At 66.3% G+C, this 10972-nt stretch carries 10 protein-coding genes; 6 read left to right on the top strand and 4 right to left on the bottom strand.

Annotated features, from left to right (window positions below; all coding sequences use genetic code 11):
- A partial coding sequence (locus F455_RS21715; RefSeq protein WP_211212271.1) for a plastocyanin/azurin family copper-binding protein occupies positions 1-935 on the bottom strand: 935 nt, incomplete at its 3' end.
- A gap of 202 nt (positions 936-1137) precedes the next feature.
- Between F455_RS21715 and F455_RS0101335 the strand changes: the two genes are divergently transcribed.
- The 4 genes from F455_RS0101335 to F455_RS0101320 are packed head-to-tail and all read left to right on the top strand — an operon-like array spanning position 1138 to position 4347.
- Positions 1138-1734 (top strand): RNA polymerase sigma factor, encoded by a 597-nt coding sequence (locus tag F455_RS0101335; RefSeq protein WP_018971454.1) that lies wholly within the window; start codon positions 1138-1140, stop codon positions 1732-1734.
- Positions 1731-2393 (top strand): zf-HC2 domain-containing protein, encoded by a 663-nt coding sequence (locus F455_RS0101330; RefSeq protein WP_018971453.1) that lies wholly within the window; start codon positions 1731-1733, stop codon positions 2391-2393. The genes F455_RS0101335 and F455_RS0101330 overlap by 4 nt, the downstream gene beginning before the upstream one ends.
- A gap of 8 nt (positions 2394-2401) precedes the next feature.
- A complete protein-coding gene (locus tag F455_RS19330; protein ID WP_018971452.1) occupies positions 2402-3655 on the top strand; it encodes a S8 family peptidase in 1254 nt (417 codons plus the stop codon).
- Positions 3652-4347, top strand: coding sequence for a TorF family putative porin (locus F455_RS0101320; RefSeq protein ID WP_018971451.1), 696 nt, complete (start codon positions 3652-3654; stop codon positions 4345-4347). The genes F455_RS19330 and F455_RS0101320 overlap by 4 nt, the downstream gene beginning before the upstream one ends.
- Before the next feature lie 13 nt (positions 4348-4360).
- Here F455_RS0101320 and F455_RS0101315 read toward each other — a convergent pair whose 3' ends face one another.
- From F455_RS0101315 to F455_RS0101305, 3 genes are read right to left on the bottom strand one after another with little or no spacing between them, the layout of a single operon-like run.
- Positions 4361-4828, bottom strand: a complete 468-nt coding sequence (locus F455_RS0101315) for a hotdog fold domain-containing protein (protein ID WP_018971450.1) — start codon at positions 4826-4828, stop codon at positions 4361-4363.
- A gap of 51 nt (positions 4829-4879) precedes the next feature.
- Positions 4880-7342, bottom strand: a complete 2463-nt coding sequence (locus F455_RS0101310) for an acyl-CoA dehydrogenase (protein ID WP_018971449.1) — start codon at positions 7340-7342, stop codon at positions 4880-4882.
- 44 nt (positions 7343-7386) lie between these two features.
- A complete protein-coding gene (locus F455_RS0101305) occupies positions 7387-8307 on the bottom strand; it encodes an alpha/beta fold hydrolase (RefSeq protein WP_018971448.1) in 921 nt (306 codons plus the stop codon).
- Between the two features lie 152 nt (positions 8308-8459).
- Here F455_RS0101305 and F455_RS0101300 point away from each other — a divergent pair, with 152 nt between their 5' ends.
- Complete coding sequence (locus F455_RS0101300; RefSeq protein ID WP_018971447.1) at positions 8460-9038, top strand: TetR/AcrR family transcriptional regulator; 579 nt, start codon at positions 8460-8462, stop codon at positions 9036-9038.
- A 90-nt stretch (positions 9039-9128) separates the two neighbouring features.
- A complete protein-coding gene (locus F455_RS0101295) occupies positions 9129-10922 on the top strand; it encodes a phosphoenolpyruvate carboxykinase (GTP) (RefSeq protein WP_018971446.1) in 1794 nt (597 codons plus the stop codon).
- The last annotated feature ends 50 nt before the right edge of the window (positions 10923-10972 follow it).

The raw sequence follows: 10972 nt of genomic DNA, 5'->3' as shown, positions 1-10972 counted from the left end.
TTCAGGGTCAGCGTGCCCCAGTTGGTGCGCACGATCCTGGTCTTGTCGAAGTTTGGTGGGAACATGCCGCCGCTGCCCGATTGGACGTTGAGCGTTGCGGTGTCGCCGACGTAGCTGCCCTGGCCGACCAGCCAGAGGTTGTTGCCGGCGTTGTCGTAGACGTACCAGAACGCGAGCATGCCGTTGGCATTGCCTGGTCCTCCGATCACCTCGACGTTGAAGCCGTGGCCGGATTGCGCCGGCAGGTACCAGGAGCCGGTGATGCCGGGCACGATCGAAAACGTCGGTGCAGCCGCCGTCACGGTCAGATTCAGCGGCACTGAATGAGTCAGGCTGCCGGATGTGCCGGTGACGGTGATGGGAACCGCTCCCGTCGCCGCGGTCGCGCTCGCATTCAGAGTCAGCACACTGGCCGCGGTTCCGCTGGCTGCGAAGCTCGCGCTGACACCATCCGGCAGACCGCTCGCACTGAATGTGACATTGCCCGAGAAGCCGTTCGCCGGGGTGATCGTGATCGTATCGCTGGCGCTACTTCCCTGGACGACGCTGAGGCTGCTCGCCTGTGCGGCAAGGCTGAAATCAGGCGCAGGCGGCGGACTGTTGTCCTGCACGGTGATCATGCCCGCCATGCCGACGCCGCCCGGTGCGCCGTGGATTTCGCAGTAATAGCGAAAACTGCCGGCGGTGTTGAACGCAGGCGTGGTGTAGCTCCATCCGCTGTCGCTGGCCGAGCCGCTGGTGAACAGTCCCGTGTCGGAAACGGCATTGTGGAAGCCGCCGGCGTTGTGGAAGGTGACGGTGTCGCCCTTGTTGATCGTCAGGTTGGAAGGCGAGAACGACAAGCCGCCGCCGCCTACGCTGACGCCGTGGTCCGCGGCATTTGCCGACGCGGCGGTGAACAGCAGGAGGAAGAGGATGGAAAAGTACTTGGGCATGGGCTGGCTCCGGTGGCGCATCGAGAGGACAATCGGCGAAGGTCGCGGATTTCCAGCCGCATCCGCCGTTGTGCTGCGTGTATTCCCGTCGCCGGCGTAAAGGTTCACTATGGCGGCGGTGGATGCGCAAACGCCGGCGGAGCGCAAGATTGAACCGCCCGGCCCGGTCCGGGAATAGACGGAAATGGCAAGAGACGCATCCATGTTTGCAAGGCCCGGCGCCAACGCGATTGTGCAGTCGAGGGCGCACGCCGGCTCGAGCGATGCAGAGTTGGTCGCCCGCGTTGCGCGCGGCGATACGCGTGCGTTCGAGGACCTGTACCGCGGCTATTTCCCGCGCCTGGCGCGTTTCATCGAACGCACGACGCGGCGGCCGGAGCTGGTCGAGGAGATCCTCAACGACACGATGTTCGTTGTCTCCACGGGCGCGCACAAATACGACGGCTCGTCCAAGGTCTCGACCTGGATCTTCGCGATCGCCTGGCGCAAGTCGCTCAAGGCATTGCGCGACATCGACGTTCCGGTCGACGCCGACGAAGGCATCGAAGCCGTGGCCGACGATGCGGAACCCAGGCACGAGGTGATGCGCGCGCAGCTGCGCCGCGTGCTGTCCGAGGCGGTGGATGCACTCTCGCCCAATCATCGCGCGGTAATCGAACTGACCTACTTCCACGAGATCGGCTATCACGAAATCGCGCAGATCATGGGTTGCCCGGTCGATACCGTGAAGACGCGCATGTTCCACGCGCGCCGGCGCCTGAAGGCGCTATTGCCCGAACGCCTGGAGGACATCCTGTGAGCACACGAGTCGTCAATCTGGATTCCACGCACCTCGCGGTGCGCGACCTCCTGCCCTGGTTTGTCGCAGGAACGCTGGATGAGGCCGAAAGCCGCCTCGTCGACGGACATCTGCAGACCTGCGCGGCCTGCCGAGGCGAACTCGAGTGGGAACGTCAGTTGCGCGAAGCAAACAACGTCGGGCTGCCCGGCCGCGATATCGACCGCGCATTCGCCGCGCTGCGTGCACGCCTGCCTGCGCATGCGCGGGCCACGCCGTCCTGGCGCGCGCGGCTGCAGGCCTGGCGCGAGAATGTATTGCCGCGGCCGTGGCTCGGTTGGGCGCTGGCGGCACAGACCGCCGCCATCTCTATTCTTGTCGTGGTGCTCGCGTCGACGCGCGTACAGACCGCGGACGAAGCGCATACGTATCGCGCGCTGTCGCGCCCTGCGGCGGAGGACCCGGCGCGCCTCGTCGTCGCGTTCGCGCCGCACACCGAGGTGGCCGAATTGCGACGCGTGCTGCTCGCCAGCGGTGCGCGCATCGTCGATGGACCGACGGCGGCCGACGCCTACATCCTCGCCGTCGCCCCGGAAAAGCTTGAGGCCGCCATGCAGCAGCTGCGTGCGGAGAAATCGGTGCTGCTCGTGCAGTCGCTCGAAGCGAAGGCAGTGCATTGAAACGCTGCGTGGCCAGAGTTGCTCTGCTGTTCGCGCTGGCCTTCGCGGGCATGGTCGCCGCGGCGGACGAGACACCTGCGCCGGCCGACGCGTCGCGCGAGATCCTCGTGATGCTGCGCCTGCCGCCGCCGCACTATCGCTCCGGCGCGAACTACGGCGGCGGTTATGCCGACGATGCGGGCCGCGCGGCGCGCCGACGCATCGCCGACGGCGTCGCCCGCGCACAGGGCCTGGCCGTGCTGTCGGGCTGGCCGATGCCGGCGATTGGCGTGGACTGCTATGTGCTGCGCGTGCCGGCCGGCGCCGACCTCGACGAGGTCGTCAAACGTCTAGCGAACGACAGTCGCGTCGAATGGGCGCAGCCGGTGCAACGCTTCCGCGCACTCGGCACCTCCATCGAACCGCCCACGGCGGCGAAGGCCTCGCTGTACTCGCTGCAGCCGAGCGCGCGCCTTTGGCAGCTCGACGACTTGCACAAAGTCAGCACCGGTCGCGGCGTGCGCGTCGCGGTGATCGACAGCGGCGTCGATGCCACGCATCCGGATCTCGCCGGGCGTATCGAGATCGAGCGTAACTTCGTCGATGCGCGCGAGCACGTCGCCGAGGCGCACGGCACCGCCGTGGCCGGCATCATCGGTGCGCACGCGGACCGCGGCGCGGGCGTAGTCGGCATCGCGCCGCAGGCGAAACTGCTTGCACTGCGCGCCTGCTGGGAGGAATCGGCAGCGGCGACGCTGTGCAGTAGCTTCACTCTTGCCCAGGCATTGCAGGCCGCGATCGCGGCGGATGCGCAAGTGATCAATCTGAGCCTTTCCGGTCCGGATGATCGCCTGCTCGCGCGCCTGATCGACGCGGCGGGCGAACGCGGTGCGATCATCGTCGGCGCGGTCGATGCACGCGCTCCGGGTGGCGGGTTCCCGGCCTCGCATGCGGGCGTGCTCGCCGTGTCCGATCGCGTCGGCGCGGGCGCTGCCGTCCTGTCTGCACCGGCCGACGACGTGCCAGCGCCGGCGCCGGGTGCGCGCTGGAACTTCGTTTCCGGTTCCTCGTTCGCCGCGGCCCAGGTCGCTGGCATGCTCGCGCTCGCAGGCCAGCTGGAGCGCACGCCGGACATGCGACAATCCTCGGCATGGGCGCGATTTCCGGCGAATTCTCCCGATGGTGCGGCAGGCTACGTCGACGCCTGCGCGACCTTGCGCCGTGCCGCGCCGGCGCTGAACTGCTTTTCGTCCCGCGAAGGAACGGCGCGCGTGTCGCGTTGAGGGAAAGCGGCCGCCTGCGCTGCCGTCTCGGTGCGTGCAGCCTGCTGCTGGCCGGTACGGCGCACGCACAGTGGTCGGCACAGGTCGGTGCGGCGAGCGACTATATCTACCGCGGTGTGTCGCTAAACGATGGCCGGCCCGCAGCCATGGCCGCGTTCAACTACGATGGCGCCGGCGGCTGGTATCTCGGTGGCCAGGTCGCACAGACACGGCTGTACGGAGAAAGCCATGCGGAGCCGTTGTGGATCGTCGATGCGGGTTACGCGCACGCGCTGACTTCGCAATTGAGCTGGGAAATCGGCGCGACCTATTCGATCTTCAGCGGTTTCACGTTCTGGAACTATGCCGAAACCTTCGTCGGCCTTTCCGCGCTGGACTGGAACCTGCGCCTGTACTGCGCGCCGAACTATTTCGGCCGGCATCGACGTTCGACTTATCTAGAATTCAACTATGCGCATGCGCTGGACGAGCGCTGGCGCCTGCTCGGCCACTTCGGCGTGCAGCAGACAGACTCCACGCGCAATAGTGACCGCGATCGCACGCTCGATGCCAGCCTTGGCGTCGGCGCGAAGTTCGATCGCGTCGACGTGCAATTGCTGCGCGTCGCGGTCAATCGCGCCAACTACACTTATCCGAGCCTTTCGCCCGAACAGCGGCAGCGCTGGCTGCTGAGCGCTGCCTGGGCGTTCTGAAATCGCAGGCTGCTCATTCGCGACGCGGCGAAACCCACATCGTGATGTCGGCGTCGAAGACGACTTCGTTCGCTGCGTCGCGCACTTCGACGAGCGCGTGCGCTTCCTGCGCCGGCGCATCGGCCGGTGGGGCTTCGACGCGCGCTGTCGCGGTCAGCGTGCCGCGCGCTTTTTTCAGGTAGCGCACGCTCATGCCCTTTGGAATCCAGCGTTGGCCCGGCGCGATCGTCACGTCGGTGGCGAGGCCGCCGGCAAGTTCGGCGGCGTTGCACATTGCGATCGCGTGCACGGTGCCGATGTGGTTGCGCACGCGGCGGCGATCGCGCAGCGTGACGACGCAGCGGCCCGGCGCGAGCGCCTCGATCAGCGGTGCGATCGAAGCGAAGTAAGGCGCCTTAGCGCAAATGATGCGGCTGAACGTCCAGCGTCCGGCCGCGGTGCGACCGAGCAGGCGGAAGAGTTTGAGAGGCGACGCGGGCATGAGTTTTTCCACGCATCATTCCCGCCGTTGCGGGATGACGCGCCAAAAGTTCTACGCCACGCTGCGCAGCGTCGGTGGCCTGGAGTGCTTCACCGCCGACTGCAGCTCGGCCGGATCGAAGTCGTCCACCGCAATGAACTCGGCTATCGCTGCGCGCACGCGCTCGAGCAGTTTGCGCTCGTCTGCGGTGATCGCGCCGAGCTGCTCGGCTTCGGCGAGTTGCGCGGCGGCATCGAGACTCGTGAGCTGGCCGCGTGCCTTGGAGAACTTGCGCTCGATCGGCTCGGCGGCGATGACGTCGGGCAGCAGCGCGTTCATGCGGCCGATCACGTTGTTCGCGTTCGGCGTCAGGTAAGCCCATTCGCCGAGGCGCTCGCGCGCTTCGTTCGGCGCCATCAGGATCGCCGCGACGCGATGGCCGAGGCGATCCGACGGCGGCACTTCGCGGCGGCCGAACGGAAACACGAGCGCTCTCAACAACCAAGCAGCCGGACGAATAGGAAAGTTGCGCAGCACGCCGTCGAGCGCGTTCTGCATGCGGTACGCGCAGTCGTGGAACGCCCACGCGAGCAATGGCTGGTCGGCGACCGGGCGGCCTTGGTCCTCGTAGCGCTTGAGCATGGCGCTGGCGATGTACAAGTTCGACAGCACATCGCCGAGGCGCGCGGACAGCGATTCCTTGAACTTGAGCTTGCCGCCGAGCAGCAGCATCGCGGTGTCGGCGACGAGGGCGAGGTTGGCTGCGTAGCGGTTGAGCTTGCGGTAGTAGCGCTTCGTGTACTTGTCGCCCGGCGCGTTGCCGATCTTGGCGAACGTGAGCCCGAGCACGAGGCTGCGCGCCGCGTTCGAGACGGCGAAACCGATGTGTGCGAACAGCTCGCGGTCGAACGCGCGCAAGCGCGTGGCATAGTCGGGAATCTGCGCGGCCTGCATCTCCTTGAGCACGTGCGGATGGCAGCGGATCGCGCCCTGGCCGAAAATCATGAGACTTCTCGTCATGATGTTCGCGCCCTCGACGGTGATCGAGATCGGCACGGTCTGCCAGCCGCGGCCGGCGTAGTTGTTCGGGCCGAGCTGCACGCCCTTGCCGCCGTGGATGTCGATCACGTCGCGCGCGACTTCGCGCGACAGTTCGGTGCAGTGATACTTGGCGATTGCCGAGGGCACCGCCGGCTTTTCGCCGCGATCGACCGCCGCGGCCGTGGCGCGCGACAGCGCGGTGATTGCATAGGTGTAACCGCCGATGCGCGCGAGCGCTTCCTCGACGCCTTCGAAACGGCCGATCGCCATGCCGAATTGTTTGCGCAGGCGCGCGTAGGCGCCGGTCGCGATCGCGCCCGAGCGCGAGCCGCCCGCAGCGTTCGACGGCAGGGTGACGGCGCGACCCACAGAGAGACACTCGACCAGCATGCGCCAGCCCTGGCCGGCCATGTCGGCGCCGCCGATCAATTGCGCGAGCGGGATGAAGATGTCGTGGCCACGCACGGGTCCGTTCTGGAACGCGCCGTTGAGCGGGAAGTGGCGGCGGCCGACTTCGAGGCCCTTGGTATCGCGCGGAATCAACGCGAGCGTGATGCCGATATGTTCCTTGTCGCCGAGCAGATGCTCGGGATCGTGCATCTGGAAGGCGAGGCCGATCAGCGTAGCGACCGGGGCGAGCGTGATGTAGCGCTTGTCGAAGGTCAGACGCACGCCGAGCACCTGCGCGCCGTGCCAGTCGCCTTTGCAGACGATGCCATAGTCGGGGATCGAAGTCGCGTCGGAGCCCGCAGTCGGGCCGGTCAGCGCGAAGCACGGCACCTCGCGGCCGTCGGCGAGGCGCGGCAGGTAGTAGTCGCGCTGTTCCTGAGTGCCGTAGTGCAGCAGCAGTTCGCCGGGGCCGAGCGAGTTGGGTACGCCGACCGTCACCGACAACGAGGCCGAGGCGCCCATCAGCTTTTGCAGCACGGCCGATTGCGCGAGTGCGGAGAACTCGAGGCCGCCGTATTGCTTGGGGATGATCATGCCGAAGAATTTCTTCTTCTTGGCGAAATCCCAGATCTCGGGCGGCAGGTCGGCGAGCTCGTGCGTGATCTGCCAGTCATCGGCCATGCGGCACAGCTCCTCGACTGGACCGTCGAGGAACGCCTTTTCCTCGATCGACAGTTCGGGCACCGGCTGTTTGAGCAATTTCGACCAGTCGGGCTTGCCGCTGAACAGCTCGCCCTCGAAACCGACCGTGCCCGCTTCGAGCGCGGTGCGTTCGGTGGCCGAGATCTGTGGCGTGATCTTCTGGTACACGCCGAGCAGCGGTGCGGTGATTTTCTTGCGGCGGAAGTCGTCGAGGTTGAGCGGCACGCTGAGCAGGCCGAAGGCGAGCGCGGTCAGCGCGATCGCGAGCCAGTGACTGCCGGCGAGCACGCCGACGGCAAGGATTGCGGCGAAGCCTGCGATCGTCCACGCGCGCAGGTTGCTGCGGAAATATGCGCAGGCCAGCGAAGCGGCGAGAGCGGCGAGCAGGGGAAACCAATTCATGCGACTAACCTCTCAAACGATGCTGGAACGATTTGTGGTTGCAATCATTGCCCGCGTTGACTGCGGACGTTCGATGGTGCGGCTTCCGATTGGAGCGTTTGCACGAATTCCAGCACGACTCGTGTGAACGTATCGTTGGCATCGCCCGCGACCATATGCGTCGCATCGGCGAGGCGCACATGGCGCGCGTGTGGAACATGGGCGAGAAATTCGGCGATCGTCTCCGCCGAAACGACGTCGCTGCGCGCGCCGCTCACGAGCAGTATCGGCACGCGGATCGTGGCTGCGGCCGCAAGCAGGTCGCGCTGCAGGGTTTCGGCATCGCGCGTGGCGAAGTCGAGCATGCGCGGGTCCCAGTGCCAGCGCAGGCGGCCGCGGTCGTCACGCACGAGCAACTGGCCCAGGCTCGCCTCGGATTTGCGCTCAGCACGATGCGGCAGATAGCGTGCGATTTCGTCGGCCACTTCGTTGTACGAGGAAAAGCCATCAGGATGAGCGCGCATAAAGGCGAGGATACGTTCGACACCGGCGGTTTCCCAGCGCGGCGTGATGTCGACGAGCACGAGCGCGCTAAACGGTGCGTGCAACGCCTGCGCGGCGAGACCGAGCAATCCGCCCATCGATGCGCCGACGAGCACGGGTGTTTCGCCGCTGCCGCGGGCGACTCGAACGAGGTCGTCGACGAACTGGTCGTAGTGATAGTTGCCGTCGCCGCGCCGGTCGCTGTCGCCGTGACCGCGCGCGTCAGCGGTCACGGTATGCCAGCCGGCCCGCGCGAGCGCGCTGGCAGTGCCGTCCCAGGCATGGCGGGTCTGGCCGAAGCCATGGGCGAAGACGACCGCGGGATTTTTTCCGTCGCCGAAATGCTCGATCGCCAGCGTGACACCATCCTGCGCGGTCAGCGTTTCTTCCCGGCGAGTCACGTCGGGAAAGGCTGAAGACAAATTCGCGGCGACAGTTACCATACGCCGCAGTATGTAGTTGGATTTTGATACTGTCAATACGCTTGCGTATTGAACAAAAACCAGTTGACGAACAAAGGCTTGTAAACGTTTACTGCTGCGACGCAGCATCACAGACCCTTACGCCTGCGCGCCCCAGCCGCTACCATGCAGGCATGTTGCAAGCCGCCGAGAAAGCCGAACGCTCGCGTCTGTCCGCCGCCGACTGGGAAGCCGGTGCGCTGGACCTGATCGCCGAGCAAGGCGTGCCCGCGCTTGCGGTCGAGCCGCTCGCGCGCCGCCTCAGCGTGACCAAGGGCAGCTTCTACTGGCACTTCGCCACGCGCGAAGCCTTGCTCAAGGCCGCGTTGCAGAACTGGGAAGCGCATGCCGACGAGGCGATGGACCAGATCGCCGCGATCGAGAATCCGCGCGAACGCCTGCGTGAACTGTTTCGCCGCACCGGCCGCGAGGCGCGCACGCACGGCATCTACTCGGCGCTGCTGCGCGCGCTCGACCATCCGATCGTGCAGCCGGTGATGGAGCGCGTCTCGCAGCGCCGGCTCGACTTCCTCAAGCTGGCCTATCGCCAGGTCGGCATGTCGCCGACCGACGCGCTGCATCGCGCGCAGCTGACCTACGCGGCCTATGTCGGCTTCCTGCAACTCGTGCTGCAGCTCGGCGTGCCGCGCATCGATCACACAGAATTGGAGGAATACGTCGAACACGTGATGTCGACCCTGATTCCGCAATAGCGTCAACCATCCCTTCCCTCATCGGGAGGCATGGATAGAAATATACAAATACAGTTTTTATTTTTCGGCCACTGGCCGGTTGGAGAGAAAATGAGCAAGCTTGAAGCACTCGACCGCTGGGTCGGGGAAGTCGCGGCGTTGACGCAGCCGGACAACATCCACTGGTGCGACGGCAGCGACGCGGAATACGCCGCCCTCGTCGAGCTGATGCAGAAGCGCGGCGACCTCGTCGCGTTGAACCAGGAAACCCATCCGGGTTGCTATCTGCACCGCTCCGATCCATCCGACGTCGCGCGCGTCGAGCACCTCACGTTCGTCTGCACCGAGAACCGCGACGATGCGGGCCCGAACAATCACTGGATGGCTCCGGCCGAGGCGCACGCGAAGATCGACGCGCTGTTCGCCGGCTGCATGCGGGGCCGTACGCTGTACGTGATTCCATATTGCATGGGGCCAATCGATTCGCCGCTGTCGCGCTGCGGCGTCGAGATCACCGACAGCCCCTACGTCGTCGCCAACATGCGCATCATGACGCGCATGGGCGCGGCCGCGCTGGCACGCATCGAGCGCGAGGCGACGTTTGTCAAAGGCCTGCATTCGACCGGCGAGCTCGATCCCGACAAGCGCTTCATCATGCACTTCCCCGCCGAGCTTTCGATCAAATCGATCGGCTCGGGCTACGGCGGCAACGCGCTGCTTGGCAAGAAGTGCCATGCGCTGCGCATCGCCTCGGCGCAGGCGCGCGAGGAAGGCTGGCTGGCCGAACACATGCTCATCGTCGGCGTACAGAATCCGCAGGGCGAGACGCGTTACATCGCCGCGGCGTTCCCATCCGCTTGCGGCAAGACCAATCTCGCGATGCTGATTCCGCCCGAGAGCTACCGCAAGGCCGGCTGGAAGGTGTGGACGGTCGGCGACGACATCTGCTGGATGAAACCCGGCGCGGACGGCCGCCTGTGGGCGATCAATCCGGAGGCGGGCTTCTTCGGCGTCGCGCCGGGCACGAGTGCGAAGACGAATCCGAACGCGCTGGCGATGCTCGACCACGACACGATCTTCACCAACGTCGCGGTCGATGCGAACAATGATCCGTGGTGGGAAGGTCTGCCCGGCGTGCCGGTCAAGGACTGGCAGGGCCGTGAGGTGACGATCGCGAACGGCAAGCCGGCCGGTGGCCCCGCGGCGCATCCGAACTCGCGCTTCACCGTTGCGGCCAAGCAGTGCGCGAGCTTCTCGCCGCACGCCGAGGACGCGCAGGGCGTGCCGATCTCGGCGATCATTTTCGGCGGCCGCCGCGAGCACCTGCTGCCGCTCGTGTTCGAGGCACGCGACTGGACCCACGGCGTACTCGCCGGTGCGGCGATGGGCTCGGAAACCACGGCCGCGGCGACCGGCGCGGTCGGTGTACTGCGTCGCGACTCGATGGCGATGAAGCCGTTCTGCGGCTACAACTTCGCCGACTACTTCGGCCACTGGCTGTCGTTCGACCAGCCCGGCGCGAAGCTGCCGAAGATCTTCCACGTCAACTGGTTCCGCAAGGGCGAGGATGGCAAGTTCCTCTGGCCCGGCTTCGGCGACAACATGCGCGTGCTCGAGTGGATCCTCGGCCGCTGTGCCGGCAGCGAGGACGCATTGGCTACGCCGATCGGCAACCTGCCGCATGCGGAAGACCTCAACCTCGCCGGTCTCGACCTGTCGCGCGCCAAGCTCGACGAACTGCTCGACGTTGATCTCGAAGGTTGGCAGGCCGAATACGAGAACATCGGCGAATATCTCGCCTCGTTCGGCGCACGCACCCCGCCGGCCTTGCTGCGCGAACACCGCCGTGTCAGCGCGTCGCTCGAAGCCGCGCAAACCGAGGCGCGGGCGGTGGGGACGCCGTAGTCCTCGCCGTTCGCGGCCGAACGATCCTTTTCCCGGCCGCCATTCCGGCC

The organism is Rudaea cellulosilytica DSM 22992, assembly GCF_000378125.1.
GTDB lineage: Bacteria > Pseudomonadota > Gammaproteobacteria > Xanthomonadales > Rhodanobacteraceae > Rudaea > Rudaea cellulosilytica.
The sequence above is the reverse complement of the archived record's forward strand: the minus strand, read 5'-3'. Positions and strand labels throughout refer to the sequence as shown.

Coding starts and splice junctions, on each gene's coding strand:
- F455_RS0101295 (WP_018971446.1), top strand. CDS start 9,129: ATGAGCAAGCTTGAAGCACTCGACCGCTGGGTCGGGGAAGTCGCGGCG.
- F455_RS0101310 (WP_018971449.1), bottom strand. CDS start 7,342: ATGAATTGGTTTCCCCTGCTCGCCGCTCTCGCCGCTTCGCTGGCCTGC.
- F455_RS0101300 (WP_018971447.1), top strand. CDS start 8,460: ATGTTGCAAGCCGCCGAGAAAGCCGAACGCTCGCGTCTGTCCGCCGCC.
- F455_RS0101315 (WP_018971450.1), bottom strand. CDS start 4,828: ATGCCCGCGTCGCCTCTCAAACTCTTCCGCCTGCTCGGTCGCACCGCG.
- F455_RS0101335 (WP_018971454.1), top strand. CDS start 1,138: ATGTTTGCAAGGCCCGGCGCCAACGCGATTGTGCAGTCGAGGGCGCAC.
- F455_RS0101305 (WP_018971448.1), bottom strand. CDS start 8,307: ATGGTAACTGTCGCCGCGAATTTGTCTTCAGCCTTTCCCGACGTGACT.